At 40.9% G+C, this 23,547-nt stretch carries 10 protein-coding genes; 1 reads left to right on the top strand and 9 read right to left on the bottom strand.

Features of this window, described 5'->3' with window-relative positions; genetic code table 11:
- Positions 1–124 precede the first annotated feature (124 nt).
- The 3 genes from ACIQXP_RS20760 to ACIQXP_RS20750 form a co-directional block, all read right to left on the bottom strand.
- On the bottom strand, positions 125–2,125 hold the full coding sequence (locus ACIQXP_RS20760) for an OmpA family protein (protein WP_293743124.1): 2,001 nt from the start codon (positions 2,123–2,125) through the stop codon (positions 125–127).
- A gap of 72 nt (positions 2,126–2,197) precedes the next feature.
- Positions 2,198–3,199, bottom strand: coding sequence for a PorP/SprF family type IX secretion system membrane protein (locus ACIQXP_RS20755; protein ID WP_134204719.1), 1,002 nt, complete (start codon positions 3,197–3,199; stop codon positions 2,198–2,200).
- Positions 3,200–3,237: 38 nt separating this feature from the next.
- On the bottom strand, positions 3,238–15,891 hold the full coding sequence (locus tag ACIQXP_RS20750) for an Ig-like domain-containing protein (protein WP_387507433.1): 12,654 nt from the start codon (positions 15,889–15,891) through the stop codon (positions 3,238–3,240).
- A gap of 242 nt (positions 15,892–16,133) precedes the next feature.
- On the opposite strand from ACIQXP_RS20750, the gene ACIQXP_RS20745 reads away from it, so the two are divergent.
- Complete coding sequence (locus tag ACIQXP_RS20745) at positions 16,134–18,725, top strand: NACHT domain-containing protein (protein WP_387507430.1); 2,592 nt, start codon at positions 16,134–16,136, stop codon at positions 18,723–18,725.
- 1,022 nt (positions 18,726–19,747) lie between these two features.
- On the opposite strand, the gene ACIQXP_RS20740 is transcribed toward ACIQXP_RS20745, so the two are convergent.
- The 6 genes from ACIQXP_RS20740 to ACIQXP_RS20715 all read right to left on the bottom strand — a co-directional run bounded on the left by ACIQXP_RS20740 (position 19,748) and on the right by ACIQXP_RS20715 (position 23,034).
- Entirely contained in the window at positions 19,748–20,587 is an 840-nt protein-coding gene (locus tag ACIQXP_RS20740) for an OmpA/MotB family protein (protein WP_293743120.1), read from the bottom strand.
- A 97-nt stretch (positions 20,588–20,684) separates the two neighbouring features.
- A complete protein-coding gene (locus ACIQXP_RS20735) occupies positions 20,685–21,350 on the bottom strand; it encodes a DUF2461 domain-containing protein (protein WP_387507425.1) in 666 nt (221 codons plus the stop codon).
- A gap of 142 nt (positions 21,351–21,492) precedes the next feature.
- Positions 21,493–21,891 carry a DUF983 domain-containing protein gene (locus ACIQXP_RS20730; protein WP_090986732.1) on the bottom strand — a complete coding sequence of 133 codons (399 nt, stop codon included), beginning with the start codon at positions 21,889–21,891 and terminating at the stop codon, positions 21,493–21,495.
- A gap of 4 nt (positions 21,892–21,895) precedes the next feature.
- Positions 21,896–22,168 (bottom strand): hypothetical protein, encoded by a 273-nt coding sequence (locus tag ACIQXP_RS20725; RefSeq protein WP_387507423.1) that lies wholly within the window; start codon positions 22,166–22,168, stop codon positions 21,896–21,898.
- A 103-nt stretch (positions 22,169–22,271) separates the two neighbouring features.
- A complete protein-coding gene (locus tag ACIQXP_RS20720) occupies positions 22,272–22,754 on the bottom strand; it encodes a hypothetical protein (protein WP_387507421.1) in 483 nt (160 codons plus the stop codon).
- Entirely contained in the window at positions 22,723–23,034 is a 312-nt protein-coding gene (locus ACIQXP_RS20715; RefSeq protein ID WP_293743116.1) for a hypothetical protein, read from the bottom strand. Before ACIQXP_RS20715 ends, ACIQXP_RS20720 begins: the two co-directional genes overlap by 32 nt.
- Positions 23,035–23,547: the final 513 nt, after the last annotated feature.

The following is a 23,547-nucleotide window of genomic DNA, read 5'->3' as shown; positions in this document are numbered from 1 at the left end:
GTAACTTTTCTAAATAGTAAATTAAAGATCCTACGCATAATTGCGTGGCTTACCAATAAATCAGGTGGCATAAAAAAGCCATCTCCATTTCAGGAAGATGGCTCAATTGGGATGATAACAAATATTATTTTTTAATTACTTTAAACGCTGTTCTTCTGTTTTTTGCCCTTCCTTCAGGATTATCTTTTTTCTTGCGCTTTACAATAATTTCGTTCGGCTCAATAGGCATCGATTCTCCATAACCTTTAGAAGTCATTCTAGCCGCAGCTATTCCTTTACTTTCCAAATAATCTGTACATGATTTTGCTCTTCTGTTTGATAATTCCAGGTTGTATTCTTCTGTTCCGATATTATCGGTATGGGAACCCAATTCGATTTCCATTTGCGGATTATCTTCCATAATCGGAATGAGGAAGTCTAATACTTTTTTGGAAGGCTCTGTAAGTTCTGCACTGTTAAATTCATAATAAATATTCTCCAAGGTTATAGGTATGCCCAGTTTAAAAGGACTCAAACAATATTCTTTATCAAGCAGGGTATCTGCTTTTGCCAACTCCTCATAAAGATAGTTTTTAGTAACAGCGAAATAATTATCTTTTGCAAAAAGTAACTTGACCGGTCTTTTAGAATCTACTTTAAACGTATAAATACCGTCAGAACCTGTAATCATCTTTTGTGATCCTTCTACATTGGTCAAAGTTACATCGGCATCTGCCAGCGGTAACTTGGTTTTACAATCAGTTAAAAGACCAGCTATAGAAAGGTGTTCTTTTTTCACTTCAAATACTTCCAGACAACAAGATGATTCGCGATCAGAACTAATGTAGCCTTTGGTTCCTTGATCATCACTAGCGGTAAAGTAAAGATCATCTTTTGACGAATTGAATGGATAACCCAGGTTTTTTGGCTTAGACCAATTTACCAGATCTCCTTCTGACTCAAAGAAATCGAGGCCACCAAAACCAACACGCCCATCGGTACTGAACAATAATTTTTTAGTTAGCGTATTATAATATGGCGCACGTTCATCGTCTGCAGTATTAATGTCTGGTCCAAAATTTACCGCCTGACCTAACGAACCATCTTCGCGGATGGCACAATACCAAAGATCGAATTTACCGTAACCGCCACTTCTATCAGATGAAAAAAGCAGGAATTTACCATCGCTGGTAACAAAAGGCTGTGAAGAGTTGAAGTCTTTGCTATTTACCTGTAAACCAACCGGCTGTGGATCTGACCATTTTTCACCGGCTTTTCTTGACGAATAGATAGCATATTTTTCTTTATCCTTCCAGGCGGTAAAGTACATGGTATTTCCGTCAGGTGTAAAAGCAGCTGCAGCGATTTCAATATTTTTAGGAAAATTGATATCTACTTTTTTTACGTCAATATCAGCCGAATTGAGTTCTCCTTTAGTCGTATAAATGTTATTCATAAATGGATTGGCTTTAGTTGATACCTGAACTTCCCCGGTAGCTGTTTTAACCATATCTCTTTTACTTCCTACTGTAACCGGGCGGGATGAGGTGAAATATAATTCGCTGTTGATTTTAACAGGTGCATAATTAGATCCCAGGCCATTTATACCAGCTGGAACTTTCTTAACCTGTATCATACGTGGGAAACGCATTTCTTCAATCGCAAACTTGCATGATTCTATTTCCTTTTTAGCATCTTTAGCTAAAGGATCGCCAGGGTTTTTCTGGATAAACTGCTGAAAGGCATCAATAGCCTGGTTAAATTTTTTATTTGCCCTTAAGCTCTCGGCATAATAAAATAATGCCTTTCTGTAACGTGTATTGGTAAAGGTTATGGCAATAGCATAATATTTTTCAGCCTCGTTAAATTCCCTGTAAAGCCTGCTGGATTCTGCAAGATTATATATCGATCCTTCATAATCTTCTATCACCTTATCATCAGTTGCCGATTTTCTTTCCTTGCCATAAGGCAAAACAATCTGACTGCTATCTCCAGTAATTTTCAATGCTTTTTTATAAAAGGTAGCTGCAGCATAATAATCCTTATTCTCGAAATAAGTATCTGCTACCTTTTTATAATTTACCACATACTGTGCGTTTGCAAAACCGCCAAATGCCAATAAAAAAAAGAATAATATTTTTCTCATCTTTCTAAACTTGTTTTCAATAGTGATAAAACCGTCATGATTTCCAAGTCATAACCATATTACCCTGAATAATTATAAACGTGGACAAAAGAAGTTCGGACCAATTATACCATTACGGCCTATAAGAGATATCGAGAGTTCTAAACCACCATTACTGTTTGATGCACGATTAAAAGAAGAGGTATTTACGTCGTAACTTAACCCGAAAACCATGTTTTTTAACTGTAAACCAACAAAAGCAATGGCTGCGTCTTTAATACGGTAGTTACCTCCGAACAAAATATTAGCGGATGGATTAACATTAAGTTGTGCATAAGCACCTAAAGAAACTTCGTTTGTATTACCCTGATACATGAACAAGGCATTAGGTACAATATCCAATAGCTCTGACGCCCTGATGCGCGCACCACCATGTCCGGTAAAACGTACCGGAACGCGTGAGTTTGTCCCAGAGAAACGATCCATAGGACGGGTTAAATGTGCCGCACTTGCACCCAGGAAAACGTTAATATTTTTGTTGGGATCGCCATCAAAAAACATGATACCGGCGTTTACGTCAGGAACCAAAGATGATTGAGATGAAAGTGTTTCTCCACTCATCATGCCACCATCGTAACCCGTAATCGGATTAAACTGGTTACCAAACCTGGCCTGGGAGAAATCGAAACTACGGTTAATGATACCAGCCTGTAAGCCAAAGCTCACCATCTGCAGTCCTTCGGCACCAAACCTTAAACGGTACGAACCTGATACCAAAGCAGATAAATAGTTAAAATCCAACTCTCCCGCCCTTTGATTTAAAATGGTTGCACCAAATGCGAAGTTCTTTTTGGGAGCCATATCGAAAGATGCGCCGCCGGTTAAAAAAGAGCTGTTTAGTGCACTCCATTGTTGTTTAAAATTTACAGTTGCACGGTAATCGCCATCTATTACCCCGGTTAATGCAGGGTTTAGGTATAATGGGTTTGCATAATATTGTGAAAAATGCGGATCAGTTTGTGCAAAGGACTTAGCTGTAAACAGCAACGATACCAGTACTGCAACATATATTTTTAAAGCCGATAGTATTTTCATGGTCTTTGATTTTATCTGTTTATTATTAATCCTCTTACTTATCTAATCAGCGTTACTGTACCTTTTCTCATTGATGTTGTTCCGTTACTGAAGGTAATATCAACCATGTACACGTAAACGCCATTCGGTTGATTTACCCCTTTGAAGGTTCCGTCCCATCCGTTTGCAACGTTATCTGACTGAAATATCAACTGACCCCATTGTGTGTAAATACTCATTTTCGCGCTTGATATGGTATTACCGTAAATTAGGAATACATCGTTTTTACCGTCGTTATTTGGCGTAAATGCATTCGGTATATAAACCTGATCGCCAAAAGGATTAGCGGCTTTGCCGGTTGCCGAACCATTTTGGCTGGTCTGGCATTCGATCTGACCTTTAGCCCTTACCAAGATACTTACACTTTGATCTGGTTTCAGGCCTGCTATAAGGTAAGTTGTTCCGCTTGATCCGCCCGTTGGGTTAACCCAGCTTAAACCATTATTTAGTGAAACCTCGTATGCTGTAGCACCTGCTACCGCGGTCCATGCAAACGTTACACTATTAGCTGTTGTAGTTTGTACGGCTACGGTTGGTTTTGCTAATACCGGCAACACAGTTATTGTAACAGCTGTTCTTGTTGCGCTTGCACAACCACCTGCTGCAATTGCTTCTACATAGTAGATTGTAGTCACATTTAAGTTTGGTGTGGTAAAAGCTGTGCCTTCTGCCAGCACTGTTCCGCCCGAGCTTGCAGCATACCATCTGTATGCTAATCCTGCTACCGGATTATTCACTGTTAATATCGTTGAGCTACCTGAGCAAAGTGTTCCATTTGCTGCTGTTACCGATGCCGGCGCAACCGGTACCGGTAGTGCAATTACATTCACGGCTGTTCTGGATGATGATATACAAGTTCCATTTCCACCTTCAACATAGTAAGTAGTATTTGCATTGACCGCTGGTGTTGTAAAGTTTATACCTGTTCCAGCTACCGTTCCACCTGCCGATGTAGTATACCAATTGTAGGTAACACCTGTTTGGGGATTCGTAACGGTTAATATTGCTGTACTTCCTGTACAAACGCTAACTGATATAGCAGCCACCGTTGGCACCGCAGGTTTTGTATTGACGGCGACCGTTACTTTAACGCGGCCACCGTTGTTGGTACAACCGCCTGTTCCAATAGCTAAAACATAGTAATCTGTTGTTGCCGTTAAGGCTGTTACATTGAATGTTGCACCAGTAAACAGTAAATTACCCCCAACTGCTGCATTGTACCACTCGTAAGTAACACCTGCCTGAGCATTGGTTACGGTAAGTGTTGCTCCATCACCTGCGCATACCCCGCCATTTGGCACTGATACTACCGGATTATCTGGCGACGCATTTACCGTAATCGCTGCGGCCCTTGCTGTTGCAGCCGTATTTTCACATCTGTTATCACCTTTAACAGTTACGTAATATGTTGTATTTGCCACTAATACCGGTGTCGTAAATAATGCCCCTGTAAATACCACCGTATTTAAAGTAGCATCGCTATACCAGGTAAATACCGGGTTCGTTACGGTTGTGCTTGTTGCAGCTAATGTTGCTGCAGTATTGCTACAAACTGAGGTTGATCCATTTACCGTAATATCCGCTGCTAAAGCATTTGGGTTAACCGTTACGGTTAAGGGTTTTGCATTAGCTGCTGTATTTTCACACTTATTGGTTCCTTTAACAGTTACATAATAAGTGGTAGTAGCGGTTAATACCGGTGTGTTAAATGTTGGCCCGGTAAAGGCTACACTGGTTAATGAGGCATCGTTGTACCAGGTAAATACCGGATTGGTTACCGTTGTAGAACTTGCATTGATTACGGCGGAACCAGAACCACACAGCTTGGCCGGTACAGATAAGGCAATATCTGCAGCTGTTGCACCTTCGTTAACAGTTACCATTACCACTTTAGCGGTGATTGATGAGTTTTCACATTTGTTATCGCCTTTAACCGTTACATAATAATTAGTTGTTGCCGTTAATGCCGGCGTGGCAAATGATGCACCTACATAAGCTATCGAAGTTAAAGCCGCATCGTTGTACCAGGTAAAGACTGGGTTGGTTACGGTTGTTGTACTTGCTACTAAAGTTGTACCAGCCCCAGAGCATATTCTCGCATCAGCGGTAGCAACATCAGCAGCAGTAGCAACCGGGCTAACATTAATGGTAACTACTCTGGCTGTACCAGGCGCATTCTCACATTTATTATCACCTTTAACGGTTACATAATAAGTAGTGGTGGCAGTTAATGGTGGAGTGGTGAATGTTGCGCCAATAAAACTTACATTAGTTAAAGCTGCATCACTGTACCAGGTAAATACGGGATTAGTTACTGATGGAGATGTTGCGCTCAATACCGCTGATGATCCTGCACAGGCGATGGTGCTTCCGTTGAGGATTATATCAGTAGTAGTAGCCAGTGGATTAACTGTTACGGTTACCGCTTTGGCATCTGCAGCAGTGTTTTCACATTTATTAGCCCCCTTAACACTCACATAATAAGTAGTAGTGGCAGTTAAACCCGCTACCGTAAAAGTTGGCCCGGTAAATACTGCGTTCGTTAATGAAGCATCGCTATACCAAGTAAATACGGGTTGAGTAACCGTAGTACTTGAAGCCATTAACATCACGGTAGAACCTGAACAGATTTGGGCATTGCTTACTGCAATATCAGCAGCTGTAGCAAATTCTTTAACAATTACCGTAACAATCTTAGCGCTTGCAGCTAAATTCTCGCATTTATTATCCCCCTTTACAGTTACATAATAGTTAGTAGTTGCATTAAGCGCAGGAGTTGTAACGCTAGCACCTACATGAGCTACTGTAGTTAAATTAGCATCGCTATACCAGGTAAATACAGGATTGATCACCGATGTTGTTGAGGCAGATAGTGCAGCTGTAGATCCTTTACAGATTGGAGTAACCCCGCTAATGGAAATGTCTGAGTCAGTGGCTGAAGGGTTAACGGTAATGGTGATTGATTTTGCATTAGCCGCTATATTTTCACATTTATTATCTCCTTTAACCGTTACATAATAGGTTGTTGTTGCAGTAAGTACTGGAGTAACGAAATTAGCACCGGTAAATGCTACTGTAGTTAAAGCTGCATCGATATACCAGGTAAATATCGGATTAATTACCGTTGTACTCGTTGCATTTAAGGTAACTGAAGCACCACCGCAAACAGTACCTGTTCCGGCCAGGTTAATGTCAGTTTGGGTAGCTGCAGGGTTTACGGTTATCGTAACCTCTTTTGCGTTACCTGCAGTGTTTGCACATTTATTTGTTCCGCTAACCGTAACATAGTATTTGGTGGTTGTGGTAAGCGCTGGCGTATTGAATACCTCCCCTACATAAGCAACCTGTGTTAATGCCGCATCAGAATACCAGGTAAATACCGGATTGGTTACAGTTGTACTGGTAGCCGTAAGCACTGCAGCACCAGCAGCACATAGTGATGTCGTTCCGTTTACGTTTAAATCAGTAGCTAATGCTGATGGATTAACTGTAATGGAAACTTTTGTACGCGTTGCGTTTGAACAACCTGTTTCACTTACCGCTTCAACATAATAATCATATGTTCCTGCTGCAAGAGATGCAGATGTAGTAAAACTACTGTTGTTTGTTACCAGCAAATTTCCAGCTACCGTGGCATCGTACCAGTTATAAGTTACCCCTGCAACGGCCTGTACGCTTAAAGTAGCAGATGAACCGATACAGGTTGAGGTAGGATTGGTAGTTGATGGAACCGGTGGTGCCGGTGGCGTTACAATGGTTACAGTTACTTTGGTTCCGGGGGTTTCACAGCCATTAGCCGTAGCGGTTACCGAATAAACATAAGTTCCCGCAGCCAAAGCAGGGTCTGTTATAAAAGTTGCACCATCTTTGCCTGCCTGATAAGTGGTTCCCAGGTACCATTTATACACCACACCTGCCTGTGGGTTCTGCACACTTAAAGTTGCTGATGACCCTTGACAAGCACTAGCATTAGCTGCTGTGATGGTTGGCGCAGTGATTACCCTTTGGGCGTAATCTAGATTAACAGAAGTTAATGCACCAAGAAGTCCGGAGTTTAACCTCAGTTCCAAGCCGTCAAATCTGCTGGTTGGTACGAAAGTTAATATCGCCGATGTTCCGCCAGATAATAATTGTAAGTTGATTAATGGGCTAGCTATTGAAACCGCATCATTATTGCTGACTGAACCCTGGAAAGTGGTTACCGTTAAATTAGATAATATACCTGCTGAAAGCAATGTACCAGGAGTGGTAATTTTCACTCTTAGTGTATCGCCAATGTTTGATAATCCTGTAAAACCAACCTGATGATAAACAGAAGCACCTAAGAATCCCGCTGGAATAACCAGGCTGGATCCGGTATTGATGTCGTTATCGACCGCAAAGGTTGGGTTGAAAACTCCCGCCGATACGGCTACACCTGTTACACCAGTTGCAACTGTTGTTGTAGCTACCCCACAAGGAGTAGTTATCGGGTTACCGTTAGGAATTACCGTAACCGTTACAGTTGCCCTGCTGGTCGCAGTACAGCCACCCGGAATAGTTGCTTCTACATAATAGGTAGTGGTTGTGCTTAATTGTGGTGTTACATAGGTTTCGCCAGTAAATACCGGAACTGTTCCGTTTGCTGTAGTATACCAGTTAATGGTTGCTCCGGCTGTACTTGATGTTGCCTTTAATACGGCTACAGCACCTTCACTAATGGTAATTGATGGAGGTGTAATTACCGGAACATCAATGGTTCCCAAAATAATTTTGGCTTCAGTTCTTGCTGATGAACTTCCACAGGCATTTACTGCGGCAACAAAATAACTTCTATCAGCTGCAATTAATGGCGTTGTAAAATTGTCGCCAGTAAATAAGACGGTAGCAGATGTGGCAGTATCGTACCAGTTATAGGTTGTACCTGCAATCGGATTTTTAACCTGAAGCATAACCGAAGTATTCGGACAAGTATTAACAGATGCTGAAAGTAGATCTGGTGCTACCGGTGCCGGATTTGTAACTACATTAACCGCTGTTTTGTAACTCACACAACCAGTGGCAGAAACTGCGGCAACGTAGAATTTAGTATCGCCTGTTAGTATTGGCGTAGTGAATATGATACCATCTTTACCGGTTAAATAGGTACCTGTGGCATCGTACCATCTGTAAGTTAAACTTGCCGATGGGTTGCTTACTTCAAGCTGTGCAGTTTGACCAACACAAGCTGTAACGTTACCTGATGCTACAGTAGGTGCAACCAAAATTCGCTGCGCGTAATTTAAGTTGATTGATGTCAGGGCTCCCAATACACCTGAGTTTAACCTAACCTCTACCCCGTCGAAAACATTCGTTGGAACAAAAGTAATTAAGGCCTGGGTATTACCACTCAACAATTGAATATTGAGCAGGTTATCATTTAACAATTTTGAATCGCCATTGCTGTTGGCGCCGACATAAGAAGTAATTGAAGCGTTTCCTAAGAGCGAAAGTGATAACAGTTTTCCTGGTGATGAGACCAAAACGCGTACCGTATCTCCAACTTTGGATAATGAACCAAAACCAACTCTTTGATAAACAGAGGCACCAACTGCTCCAACTGGCATCACCAAAGAAGAAGCGGTTTGCGTATCGTTATCAATAGCCAATGTTGGGTTAAACACACCTGCTAACAAAGCTACACCTGTAACACCACCAACCTGTGTTGTTGCGGCCTCGCATGGTACAGGGTTTGGAGATCCGTTTCCATCAACAATAATGGTAACCTGAACACGGCTTGCCGAAGTACATCCGTTAGTAGAAACCGATTCTACATAGTAAGTTGTAGTAGCCAATAAAGGCGGTGTAACATAAGTAGCACCTATATAAACAGGCGTAGTGGAGGTATTTGAAGTATACCAATTGAAAGTATGTGTAGGATCTGCAGAACTGGCTGTTAAAATTGCAGTTTGTCCTGCGCTCACTGTTGATAAACTTGCGGTCACACCAGGTAAAGCCGGGCGAGGATTTACCGATACAGCTGCGGCAGCACGTGCGGTGCTTGTACAGTTCCCTTGCGCAGCCTCTACATAATAATTAGTAGCAGCTGTTAATGCCGGTGTTGAAAATACTGCACCTGTAAAAATCAGGTTTCCTCCTGTTGCAGCATCATACCATCTGTAGGTTATTGAAGCATCTGGATTAGCAACCGCTAACGTTGCTGACGAACCCTCACAAACATCTGCAATGGTTGCCAGCACCGGTGTTGGTAATGCCGGTGTTACCGTTACAGTTACCGGAATTCTTATGGTATTCGGACAACCAGCTTTGCTTACCTGAATATAATAGGTTGTGGTAGCTGTTAAAGCTGGAGTGGTAAATGTTTCGCCAGTGGCCAGTTGTGTACCACCTGTTGCTGCATCGTACCAGGCTAATGTTGTACCGCCATTTGCCGTTGCAGTTAATGTTGCCGTACTTCCTGCACAAATAGTTTGAGCACCGGCGGTTACTGTCGGACCAGGATAAATCACAGTTGCCCCATAAATATCCAGGCTGGTTAAGACGGTAGCTAATGCACCGAAACTAACCTGTATCCTATCGTATGCGCCACCTGCCAATACAGTTGCTGCAAAACGGTTACCAGATAAAAGTCGGAGATTTAACAATCCACCATTTAATTGTGTCGTTTTTACAACCGTAGTACCATTTAATACCGTAACAGTTACGTTATTTAATAAGCCTACATCTGCCAAACCGGTAGGCAAGGCTAAATCTAAACGAATACTATCTGTAGCTGTTCCTACCGTAGGGAAAATTAATTGCTGGTAACCCGATCCACCGACACCTGCTGCCAGCGATATCCTGGTAAAGTTGGTAGGATCAGCATCAGTAGAATTTCCTGCACCAGTTATACCGCATAATAAACAGATTCCGTTAATTCCGGAATTTTGCGCATTGGCCGCATTACATGCAGTACCGCCGCCATTATTTAGTACAGTAACCGTTACAGGTACGCGGCTTGCACTTTTACAACCGCTGGCATTTGTAGTTTCGACATAATAAGTGGTAGTAGCAGATAGTATTGGTGTAGTAAATGAATTACCTGCACCTACCTGTGTTCCTCCCGTAGCAGCATCATACCATTGAATGGTATTTCCGGTATCGGCCGTGGCCATTAAAGTAGTAGACTGGCCGGCATTAATTACCTGGCTGTTAGTGGTTACCGTCGCTGCAGTAGCTGCTGGGTTAACCGAAACATTAACGGCAGTTCTCGGGCTTACTGCAGTTCCGGATACTGCCTCAACATAAAATACCGTAGGAGCGTTTACCGCAGGTGTGACGAAAACGCCTGTATTATTGGTAACCAATGGTGTACTTCCGGTAGAAGCATACCAGTTATAAGTTACACCACCCTGCAAGTTACTAACGCTTAAAGTGGCTGAACTTCCGGCACAAACTGTTGCTGAAGCAACTACAGGAGCATCAACCGTTACGGTTAAACTGTACGCAGTTGTAGCTTTGTTTCCGTTAGCATCTGTTGCCGTTAAAGAGATGGTAAAAGTTCCGCCTAAAGCTGGTATTCCTGTGATTTCCCTTGTTGCAGTATTAAAACTTAAGCCCGGGGGAAGGTTCGTAGCCAGGTAAGTATATGGCGCTGTTCCACCTGTTACTGCTGGCAAAGTTTGTGTTGGATAAGGGGTACCGACAATACCATTTGGTAAAGTTGCACCTGGTAATGATAATATGCCTATTATTTTGAGTGAATAATTATTACTTGCTGTTCTGCCTTCACTATCTGTTGCAGTTACACCGATCGTATAATTTCCGGCCTGTGTAGGTGTTCCGGAAATTTGTCTTGTTGTCGGATTAAAGGTTAATCCTGCCGGCAGATTGCTGGCCACATAAGTGTACGGACCAACGCCACCAGTCGCAGATGGCAATGTTTGTGTAGCATATACTGTTCCTTCTGTTCCATCAGGCAAAGTTGCTGCTGGCAATAATAGCGGATCAGCCACTACTATTGCATAATTAGTGGTTACTGTTTTTCCATCAGCATCGGTTACCGTTACGGGTACCGAAAAAGTTCCTGATTGTGTTGGTGTCCCGGTAATTTCTCTTGTAGCGGGATTAAAAGTTAATCCTGGCGGAACACCGGTAGCGGAATAAGTATAAGGACCGGTTCCCCCTGTTGCAGATGGAATAGTTTGAGTAGGGTAAACGGTACCGGTAGCTCCATTGGCTAAAGTTGCCGCAGGTAAAACCAATGGGTCGGTTATTTTAATTGTGTAGCTCGCCGTAACCGTATTGCCATTGACATCGGTTACCGTAACCGGAATGGTAAAAGTTCCGATCTGGGTTGGCGTACCTGTAATTTCTCTTGTTGCAGGATTAAAGGTTAATCCTGGCGGAACACCGGTAGCGGAATAAGTATAAGGGCCTGTTCCTCCGGTTGCAGCAGGAATCCCATTGGTGGTATAAGCTGTACCTGTTACGCCGTTAGGCAATGCACCCGGAGCTAACGCCAATGCAGGGGTTACGGTTAGCGTAAATGTTGCTGTTGTGCTACAACCTTTTGTATCTGTTACTACAACATCGAATGTTGGGTTACCTGTTGCAGTTGGCGTGCCGCTTAACAGGCCATTAGCTGATAAAGTTAAACCTGCTGGTAACGAACTACCTGCTGCCAAAGCATAAGTATAACCTGGTGTTCCGCCGGTAGCTATCGGAAGTTGCTTACTATAGGGCGAGGCAATTGTTGCATTGGTTAAAGCAGTACCAGTAAATACAATTGCCGGATTAACAGTAATAACCACCGGAACCCTTGTGGTATTTGAACAATTGCCCTTACTGACCTGAACATAATAAGTTGTCGTAGCGGTTAATGCAGGCGTGGTGAAGTTTGCGCCTGTACCCACCTGGTTGCCGCCTGTCGCAGCATCAAACCAGGCTAAAGCAGTGCCACCATTTGCAGTTGCGCTAATTGTTGCCATACTACCTGCACAAATAGATTGTGCGCCGGCTATAAATGTTGGATTGGGATAAACTACTGTCGCTCCATAAATATCCAGGCTGGTTAAAGCGGATGCAAGTGCACCAAAGCTTACCTGAACCCTATCGTAAGCCCCACCTGCTAAAACAGTTGCCGTAAAACGGTTACCTGATAACAGTTGAAGACTCAGCAATGCACCATTTAATTGAACTGTTTTTACAACCGTGTTCCCATTTAATATGGTAACGGTTATGTTATTTAAAAGACCAACATCAGCTAAACCTGTTGGTAAAGCCAGATCTAAACGGATACTATCCGTAGCAATCCCGGCAGTTGGGAAAATTAATTGTTGGTAGCCCGTTGCCGTAACCCCCACAGCAAGAGAAATTCTGGTGAAGTTATTGGCATCAGCGTCAGTAGAGTTACCTGCACCATTTACAGCACATAATAAACAGATACCATTAATACCCGTATTTTGACTGTTTGCTACGTTACAAGCTGTTGCGCCACCACCGTTAATTACCGTTACAGTAACGGGAACACGGACTGCACTTTTACAGCCATTGCTACTTGTGGTTTCTATGTAATAGGTTTTCGTTGCCGTTAAAGCTGGCGTTGTGAATGAAGGCCCCGTTCCAACCTGCGTACCTGCTGATGGAGCATCAAACCAGGCAATGGTATTTCCGGCGTCAGCGGTAGCTGTTAAAGTGGTGGTTTGTCCGGAGTTGATGACCTGGTTATTTGTAGTTACGGTTGCTAAAGTTGCAGGTGGATTAACGGAAACGGTAACCGATGTTCTCGAACTGGTTGCCGTTCCGGAAACGGCTTCTACATAAAATACTGTAGCTGCGTTTACTGTTGGCGTTACATAAGTACCGTTATTGCCAGTTACCAATGGTGTACTTCCTGTTGATGCATACCAGTTATAAGTTACACCTGCCTGCAGGTTACTCACTATTAAGGTAGCCATGCTTCCGGTACATACGGTAGCTGAAGCCACAACCGGTGCATTTACCGTTACAGTTAGGGTATAAGTAGTTGTTGCCTTATTATTGTTAGCATCTGTAACGGTTAAAGAAATATTGTAAGTACCGCCTTGTGTTGGTGTTCCGGAAATCTCCCTTGTAGCTGGGTTAAACGATAACCCCGGCGGAAGACTTGTTGCTGCATAGGTATATGGAGACGTTGCTCCTGTTACAGCCGGTAAAGTTTGTGGTAAATAAGAAGCGCCAACAATCCCGTTAGGTAAAGTTTTGGTTGGTAAGCTTAAGGTACCGTTTACTTTAACAGGATAATTGTCACTGGCTGTTTTACCCTGGCTATCAGTGACGGTAATGGCAATAACGTAATTACCTGCCTGTGTTGGTGTACCTGTAACCTCCCTGGTGCTTGCGTTAAAAGATAGTCCGTCAGGAAGATTGGTACCAGCATAAGTATAAGGTCCCACACCACCGGTGGCGGCCGGTAAAGTCTGCGTCGCATAAACTGCGCCCTCTGTTCCATCTGGCAGGGTTGCAGCAGGCAAAAGAAGCGGATTGTTAATATTAATCGTATAATTGGTGGTCACCGTTTTTCCGTCAGCATCAGTTACCGTAACGGGTACAGTATAAGAACCAATAGTTGTTGGCGTACCGGTAATGGCCCTGGTTGATGAATTGAAAGTTAAACCCGGAGGGACACCGGTTGCCGAATAAGTATAAGGTGTGGTTCCACCGGTTGCGCCTGGTATAATTTGCGTAGTATAAATTGTTCCGGTAGTACCATCAGCTAAAGTTGCTGCTGATAGTAATAATGGATCAGTTATCTTTACGGCATAATTAGATGTTAGTGTATTACCGTTTGCATCAACAACTGTAAATGATATGGTGTATGTTCCAGGCTGGCCTGGTGTTCCGGTAATTTCTCTTGTTGTTGGATTAAAAGTTAAGCCTGGAGGAACCCCTGCTGCGGTATAAATATACGGTCCCGTTCCACCGGTTGCAGCGGGAACGGTTTGTGTTGGATAGACAGTTCCTGTTAAACCATCTGGCAATGCACCTGGGGTAAGAACCAATGCAGCCGTAACTGTTAAATTATACGTTGCAGTTGCTTTACAGCCTTTGGCATCAGTAGCAACTACAGAAAAACTATAGGTATTTGCTACCGTTGGGGTTCCGGTAATTGCGCCGACCGATGATAAACTTAAACCTGCCGGCAACGTACTGCCTGGCGCCAAGGCATAAGTATAGCCTGCAGTTCCACCTGTGGCGGCATCCAATTGTTTAGAATAGGCGAAACCTGGCGTGGCATTGGTTAAGGTAGCGCCATTGAAAATAATTTGTGGATTTACGGTAATCGCAACCGGTATCCTTGCCGATTCGGCTGTACAGCCTACCCTTCTGGCAGCGACATAATAAGTTTTATTAGCGTTCAGCGCAGGTGTAGTAAAAGTGCCATTAAAAGCAACCGTTTGTAATGCCGTTCCGCCTTCTATTGCTTCATACCACCTCAATTCGTTAATATTGGGCGTAGTAGCATTTAATGCCACAGTATTATTGTAGCATGCACCAATCGCTGTGCTTACTGGCGTTGGCCTGCCTGCAGAGCGGATTACACCATATAAATTGATGGTTTGTGTGAGGTTTAAAGCAACTACTGAACCGAGCGTAACCTTCACCCTATCGTAAACTACATTGGCACCTGGAGAAAAAGGTATTGATACTGGCTGCCCACTATTGAGTAAGCCCAATAAATCCAGGTTTAATAAACTTGCGGCTGAACCGGTATATACCTGAGTACCGCCATTGTAGGCTGTTATAGAAATATTTTGTAGCAGCCCCGCTGTTAACAATGCAGGTGAAGCACTGATCCTCAGGTTAATATCATCGCCAGGATTTGACGGTGTTGCAAAATAGAAATTCTGGCTAATGGATGATCCCACGCCAAGTAGCCCTAAACTCAGTTGAGAAAAATTCTCTGAATCTGAATCAATTGCCCTTTCACTATTGGTTACGCCTGAGCTGCCTAACTGTAAGGCATCTAGTGTAATTCCGGTTCCTTCAAATCCTGTAGCAAATGCCTGTGCACAGGGATCGGTACCTGAAGTATAAAAAGCATAATAAACCTTTGTATTATTAGCCACCGAAACCAGAAGTGCATTGGTTACATCTTTAACAAATACCCGATCATAAGCCTGTGTAGGCGTTATTGCAACGTAAAAGAAACCATTTGCATCTTTTACCAGCCGCAAGTTATCCGAGGAAAATCCGTCAGCACTGTTACTACCTGTTGGGGGAACAGCCAAAGCACCATTTCTCGCACCTACCTGGAAGGAATGGTTTCCCAAAACCACCGTTCCGCCGACGTTAGCCAGCAAGGCTCCTAAACTACCACCTAACAACCTGTTCAGCACATCTGCATCAAAATCTATCCTGATATAAGATGTAGTTCCCGCAGCAACAGCAGCCGGATATTTTAATTCCAACTCGCCACTATATGAGCCAATTCCAACCGCAATTCCACCATATGAATTAACGCTAGCGAAAGTGTTATTGTCTAAAGTTGCGTTGATTGCATTATCTACCCTGCTTTGAGCAGATACGGTATTTGCAAAAATTTTAGTTTGCGCATACGATTGAGTAGAGAAGAGCGTTAATACAATGATGACTGCAATATATACATTGCGGATTATCCCTATTCGGGACGATAAAGTAAAGATTTTCATCATATCAGGCGTTATTTAGGAGACTTACTAATGTGATCAATGCCCTTGTGTGGTTGTTTTTACTAAGTGCATTATATAATCATGACAAATCTAATTTTAGAATAGCTACCTCCCTTATCCATTGCTATTCATTTTTATTGTGTCTCATTTATTCATTTTATTCATACAGGGCTTTCTTCGTGAATAGATTTCTTCAATTGTGAAATTATGATGACATTAGCAAAAGTCATCCTATAAGATAGTTCATGAATGCTAACGATCTCCTTATCGAACTCCGGAAGTTTGTTCTTCTAAAATCTGGTTTGAGAAACATCGACCCGGCTCATTGTAAGATAATTTCTGAATATGTATATCAGGAAACTAAGAATTATGTAAGTGAAACAACGATCAAACGTTTTTTTGGCTTTGCAAACACCTTACATAAATTTTCTTTGTTCACTTTAAACAGCCTTTCGCAGTATGTAGGTTATAATGATTGGGATGCATTCTGTAAGGATAAGGAAAACCAGACCAGTTCAGCTCAAAGTATCTGGCAGGATTTAAAGTTAAAGGCACACGCCATTACCGAAGTGTCATTAATTGCCAAGAAAAATAATTCCGGTGTTCCCTTTAATGCCACGGCCAACAGAAGTTTTTTTTATCCGGACTTTGACTATTTCTTAAAAAACAACTATCAGTTTACCACCGTAAGCGCACAACCCGGACAAGGAAAATCAATACTGCTTGCCCACATGGTAGAGTATTTTTTCTTTTCAGAAAACGCCATTTACAAAAACGATATTGTTTTGCTGGTTAATTCTACCAGTCTCAATACCATCATCCAAAACAGTGATACTTTAAAAGAGTGGTTTTTAAAAGAATTCAAATTCAGAAACCTTAGTGAATTGATCAGTTTTTTCAAAAAAAACCCTGAAAAACGCGAAGGTCGTTTTGTTATTATTGTTGACGGTATAGATGAATATCTAGCCAAGAGCAATTATTTCAAAATATTTATAGACTTTTTATACAGCATAGAAGAAAACAGTTTTGTTAAGCTCATATTTGGCCTGCGAACAGATACCTGGATCAATATCCAGCCGGCCATTTATGGTTCCGCATCCCTAACTAAAGCCTGGTATACCGGATTATTTTATGATGAGGAAACACTCAGTAATGTACCATCGTTAAATGTTGATGAGATTCTCTACACCTTAAGCCATTTAGAAAATAAAATTATCAATCGAGCTGACGTAAGTCTGCCGCTGTTAACCCAGTTTAAAACGCCTTTCTGGTTACAGGTTTATTTCAAACTCAAAGATGAAAATCAACAGCTCGAACTGAACAATCCATTATTATGTTATGAACTGATCCATTATTTTTTAGAAAAGCGTGTATTCCTCGCAAAAAAAAGCACCGAAAAGATATTTCTGCTTAAAAAGATCAGTGATTGCATTTCAGAAGGAAACAAGAAATTAAGAGTTTCCAAAGAAAAGATCTTAAGCTACATCAATTGTTATCCTGATACCTATGAAGAACTTTTGCACGCTGGGATTATTATTGAGGAGAAAAGATTAAGTACAACCATCCCTACAGAGATCGTCCGCTTTATAAGCGACAATATTTATACTTATTTCCTGTTTATACAGATTACCGATAAATTTGAATATAAACCTGATAAACCTTTTTTTGAATACATCCTGAAAAATTTCCGCCATCAAAGCTATCAAAGGGATCATATTCTTAACTGGTCAATCAGATTTTGTATCAACCGAAACGAAATTGCCGCTTTAAAAAACATATTCAAACTGCCATTTTCCAACTGTGAAAAAAATAATGCATTCGATTTTATTTGTTATGTATCCAAATATGAGTTGAGCAAACCCAATGCAAACTTTAACAAATTAAGTGTGGATACAGATTTTATTGATATTATGACTACCGGACGTACTACGGGCAACCTATATAAAGAAACGATCAGAACAATATCAAAAAACGTACTGAATGAAGACATTCAACTTTTACTGCATGTAATAGAATGCAACGTTAATATTATCGATGTTGATAAATTGGCTTTAGCTAATTCAATGCAGCTATTAAAAAGGAATTATAAAAGATTGAACGAACTTTTTCCAATCAACCCTTACGATCTGATACTTTATTTCCATAACAACCTGATTAACAAACCCAATGAAAGCAAAAGCCTTGAAGATAAAATCATTAAACTCTGCCAACAGATAGATCAGAGTAAACCAAAGAAAAATGAAGAAATTACCTCCGCTGAGATACTTTCTTATAGACTGGTGTTAATGGTATTATTTTCTCAGAAAAATTATGCAGAATGTCACCGTTTTATTATGGCTATACTCCATAAATATCCCAATATTTTTTACGTCAGATATTCGGTATTCTCTCCTTTTTTGTTGCTTAAGTTAGGGCAAACCTATGTTAAATTAAATTATTTTAAAAAGGCGCAGCGTATTATACATTTTGTAGATAAAATTATAAGCAGCGATTATACCTATTATACCAATTTTGTACTGGCCAGCTTTAATGTTTTTAAAGCAAATTTTTACAATGCCACACATCATTATGAACAAGCACTTTTAGAAACCAATACAGGCTTGAATATTACCAAGAAAAATAATTTCAAGATGTATGAAATAACCTTACTGTTAAGTAAGATCGATACCCTGAAACATACCGAGGAATCGGAAGAAGTCTCAAATGTAATTAAAGAATTGCTCAACTTTTTAACGGTTTATAAAATCTCTATGCCCGATTATGCGAATTTGAGCAGCTACGAATTTGAGCATACTTTCAAGATTTTAAAATCTTATCGCCGACACCAAAATCTATAATACAGGTGGTATTTAACCATCTGTTTCGCATCTCTTATACGGGAGCGCAAGGCCAATACTAGACACTAAATTTCGTCCCGTTTTCCGCTTTTACGCTTCGCTGCCTCTTACCTCGTTGATGCAGGGTAACCGCTTCAACCGGGGCTAAGTGGCAAGGGCAGTATTTCATTTTGAGCGTTTGCAGGGCGCCAACCTTTGTTCCTAAACCCGACAGTAGCGGCAGCCTCCGATTTTTCATCGGAGCTATAGCGAATGGCGGGACAGCGGGCCGCCAAGAACCACAGACCTATCGTTTCCTAATCTTAAAACAAAATTATTTTTCTATCTGGAGCGCAGGGCCTGTGCAAATCACCAAATTCGTCCCGTTTTCCGCTTTTACGCTTCGCTGCCTCGTACCCCATTGCTGCAGGGTAACCGCTTCAACCGGGGCTATGTGGCAAGGGCAGTATTTCATTTTGAGCGTTTGCAGGGCGCCAACCTTTGTTCCTAAACCCGACAGTAGCGGCAGCCTCCGATTTTTCATCGGAGCTATAGCGCATGGCGGGACTGCGAGCCGCCAAGAACCACAGACCTATCGTTTCCGAATCTTAAAACAAAATTATTTTTTTATCTGGGGCGCAAGGCCTGTGCAAATCACCAAATTTCGTCCCGTTTTCCGCTTTTACGCTTCGCTGCCTCTTACCTCGTTGATGCAGGGTAACCGCTTAAACCGGGGCTAAGTGGCAAGGGCAGTATTTCATTTTGAGCGTTTGCAGGGCGCCAACCTTTGTTCCTAAACCCGACAGTAGCGGCAGCCTCCGATTTTTCATCGGAGCTATAGCGAATGGCGGGACAGCGGGCCGCCAAGAACCACAGACCTATCGTTTCCTAATCTTAAAACAAAATTATTTTTTGACGAAACGCACACACATGGCAAAACACCGGGATTGCTCCAGTTTTCCGCTTATCATCTCCTGATCCTAAAATTGATCTTTAATTTGAAAACAAGGAACCTTTTAGTCCGTCCCATTAATTCCCTACTATTATTTTATCAAATTGTAAAGCTCATCCAGCTTAGGCGAAAGTACAATCTCTATCCTTCTGTTTTTGCTTCTTCCATCAGCACTTGCGTTAGAGCCCAGGGGCTGAAACTCGCCTTTACCTGTAGCCGTCATCCTTACACTTTCTACCTTCTCGTTCTCTGTTAAATAACGTACTACAGAAGTAGCTCTTAATACACTTAAATCCCAGTTATCTTTAATCTGCCCCAGGTTATTTATTTTCTGGTTATCGGTATGGCCTTCAACTGCAATATTAATTTCTGGCTGTTGTTTTAATACATTGGCCAATTGTGTTAAAGCCTGCTTACCTTTTTCATCAATAATAATACTTCCTGAAGGAAATAAAAGCTTATCGGTTAGTGAAACATATACTTTACCATTTTTAATTTCGACCGTTAAACCACTTTTGGTGAAGCCTAACAGGGCCTGCTGCAATTTTTCTTTGAGCGAGTTGGTGGCTTCATCTCGTTTGCGCAGCACCTCTTCCACCTCTTTCAAACGTTTCTCGCGGGCAGCCAGATCACCTGATAACTTGGTGATTTCGCTGGAGGAATTACTTTTAAGCTTTTTGTAATTGGCATCAACAGTATTGTAGCTATTTTGCAGATCGCGAAGCTCTTCAGCCATCAATGTGGTATCCTTTTTTAATCCTGCCATTTCTTTTTCAAGATTTTCTATTTTGATCAAACCTTCATTAAAAGCGGTGTAAAGCGAATCTTTAGTCCCTAGTAAAGCTTTATACTTTTTAGGGGATAACACTACGCAAGAAGTTAATGAAGAAATAAAAAGGAGAACGGCAAAGGCAAAAAAAGTATTTTTCATGTTTAAAGTTTCAAGAGTTTAGTTTTTAGTAGCAAGTAGCGGGTATTAAGTAGCAAGACTGGTAATTAGTTTTTGGTTATTGACAACTGCTAACTGTCTACTGCTCTATCGCATTCCGTAAAAATGCAACTAATGGTTGTATTGTTTTGAAAGAACTTATCAACTTATTAACGAGGTTTGGTTTTAAAAATTCTTCGTCATCGATTTTCTGTGTGGCTTCGAAACTTTTCAGCTTCAAAAATTCGATGTTCGGATCTGCAAGATCATAACCTTTAGGCGCATTTTTAAGGGCATTATCAAATCCCAGTTTAAAATTTCTCTTAAAATCCGTTTGGTTTATAATTTCTTTAAAATCGCCTATATTGTAATCAATCTCCTGCCTGATCAATTTTAAATGCGGTGCATCAGGCATCCAGTAGCCGCCGGCAAGAAAACTCTTTCCTGGCTGGATATGCAGATAATAACCCGGCTCGTTGCCCCCTTTACTTTTTGCCGAAAACCAGACACCGAAGTTATTTTTATAGGGATCTTTATTTTTACTGAAACGCACATCGCGATAAATGCGCAACAGGCTTTTTTTAGGATCAGCCTCTGCTGAAAGCAAGGGGTCTACCTTGGCCAGTTCGGGAATAAGCTTACCTACCAATGCCAAAACATCAGCTTTGGCCGCTTCGTACACATCTTTATTAGCAGCGAACCATTCGCGGTTGTTATTTTCCGTAACATCCTTTATAAAGTTCAGGGTTTCTTTTTTAAGCATCATTCAGGGTTCATTGGTCATCAGTTCAGTAGCCATTGGTTTAAATGGCCCCTACATTTATGTTGTTAAATCTTCGCCAAACGCTTATCACTAACCGCTAAACCAACAATTAACCAGTTTATACGATTTAAACGATTATCCCATACTACTTATCGTAATACGGCTTGTACTTAATATTTGGCGACAGAACATGAAGCAATATAATCCTGGAATAACGGTAATTAAAGGGATACAGTACAAAACAACCGGTAAAAATAACAATCAGGTATGGCCAGAAAGTTTCATCGGTAAGCGGACCAAAAATTAAATAGGTAAGAAAACTGGCGATCAGCATTTCAATCACATTCATGGCATAGCTTACATACATAGCTGCATAAAAGTAACCAGGTTCAATTTCTATCCGCTGTGCGCAATGTCCGCAGATTTCTTTAGTGTGCTGAATGTTCCAGCCATACATACTGCCTGTAAAAATATCTCCCCTACGGCAATGCGGGCATTTACAATGTACAATGGCGTAGAGTTTTGAGGTCGTTTGATCAGACATACTTTTAATTTAAGTTAAAAGGTTCCTTTTTCATGTGGAGCTGGATATTTTTTTTTCGGTATTTTTTATACCACACCACGCCCACAATTACCGCCATTAAATAAGGAAGAGACAAAAGGTACAACACACCTGTATTTAAACCGGCGGTTTGTGTATTGCCATTTTTCACCCCCTGTTCGGCATTAATGGTACACATAGAACATTGTGCGTTAACATTGGGACTTACAGCAAAGCTAAATACCAATACAAACAGGATAAAAATGGCTTTCTTCTTCATGGTTTACAAATATAGGAATAAACGCATGGAGGGGTTTAAAAATTATGTCATAAAAAAAACTCACTTTTTTAGGGTGAGGTTTTGAAGATATGGCAATTTCAGTTTATATTGATTCGATTGTATATGCAGCGATGCTTACCCCATCAACAATTCTATAAATAATAAAACCAGAAGTATTATTACAAATAGAATAATAACCATCTGGCACAAATGTGGTATAACTACTATCTGCGTAATATTTATTATTTGCAGAGTTTTGAAAAATAGTAGTGTTTAACCAAAGATTATTTACGGTATCTAAAACAGCTTCCGGACTTGTACAATATAATTGTACCGGATTAAGTGGCAATGGTAATAGATAAGAATCTAATTGCTTAGCAACTAGCTGTCTTGGGATCCCTTCATCTGAATTAACACATTCTATGAACTCATAAACAGCGACAGCAAGAGCAATGTATCCTAAATATTTCACACCAACAAATTTCAATGCTTGAAGTGCTGTTGTAGCTGTCATTCCTGTAGTAAATGCACTCGAAAACAAGGTATAGGCTTGGTTAAAGCCAAGTGCAGCCAATGCACAATGCACAATGCACCCATTTAGGAGTACCTCCTGTTGCTGCAGAATTATTTGCTGCTTCGTATAATATGGCCAACATTGCTTTTTGCTGTGGAGTAAAATTTAGAATATAAGTTTGCTCTTCATAAGTAAGCGTATTCCACTCTTGAGTTCCAACAATCTGATCAATCAAATTATTATATAGTGTAGTTCCTGATTCAACTGTGGACTGTAGTAACTGGCTCGCTTGTAGTTCGTCTAAATTCTGAACATCAGTTGGAGTTAAATCATCGAAAGGTTGCAGATTCAAACTTAAATTTGATAGAGCTAAAGTAATCCTTGTATTATCTTTAATTGATAAATCATTATTGTGTGCAGACGTTTTATTATTAATGATTTATTCTTTTTTACAACCATTAATAATTATTAAAGTAAATAAAAGCGTTAGATAGATTAGTTTTTTCATTTTTTTGATTTTTAGATAGTGAAATAATAGTTTAATTTATGTCATACCAATTATAATTATTACTAATTATTTTGATTTTTAATTATTGTTAATATTTATGCCAAATAAAGCTCATCATTTCAAATGACCTTTATTAGTTTTATACTATCATTTTAATATTCTTCTCAATTTAACGGGGGTGTCTAAAAAGGCTCCCTCTTTTTGTTTATAGCAAAAGTTGATTTTTTTCAGCTTCTTATGAATAGCTTTAATTTATGCTTAGTTAAATTGCTTGCTGGATCAGATTCTGTTGAAATTGGTTTATCATGATGATTCGGATTGGTTTGACGCGGCTTTTATGCTGCTTTTGCAGCCATT

The organism is Pedobacter suwonensis (genome assembly GCF_044762335.1).
Lineage (GTDB): Bacteria > Bacteroidota > Bacteroidia > Sphingobacteriales > Sphingobacteriaceae > Pedobacter.
The sequence above is the reverse complement of the archived record's forward strand: the minus strand, read 5'-3'. Positions and strand labels throughout refer to the sequence as shown.

Coding starts and splice junctions, on each gene's coding strand:
- ACIQXP_RS20760 (WP_293743124.1), bottom strand. CDS start 2,125: ATGAGAAAAATATTATTCTTTTTTTTATTGGCATTTGGCGGTTTTGCA.
- ACIQXP_RS20755 (WP_134204719.1), bottom strand. CDS start 3,199: ATGAAAATACTATCGGCTTTAAAAATATATGTTGCAGTACTGGTATCG.
- ACIQXP_RS20750 (WP_387507433.1), bottom strand. CDS start 15,891: ATGATGAAAATCTTTACTTTATCGTCCCGAATAGGGATAATCCGCAAT.
- ACIQXP_RS20745 (WP_387507430.1), top strand. CDS start 16,134: ATGAATGCTAACGATCTCCTTATCGAACTCCGGAAGTTTGTTCTTCTA.
- ACIQXP_RS20740 (WP_293743120.1), bottom strand. CDS start 20,587: ATGAAAAATACTTTTTTTGCCTTTGCCGTTCTCCTTTTTATTTCTTCA.
- ACIQXP_RS20735 (WP_387507425.1), bottom strand. CDS start 21,350: ATGATGCTTAAAAAAGAAACCCTGAACTTTATAAAGGATGTTACGGAA.
- ACIQXP_RS20730 (WP_090986732.1), bottom strand. CDS start 21,891: ATGTCTGATCAAACGACCTCAAAACTCTACGCCATTGTACATTGTAAA.
- ACIQXP_RS20725 (WP_387507423.1), bottom strand. CDS start 22,168: ATGAAGAAGAAAGCCATTTTTATCCTGTTTGTATTGGTATTTAGCTTT.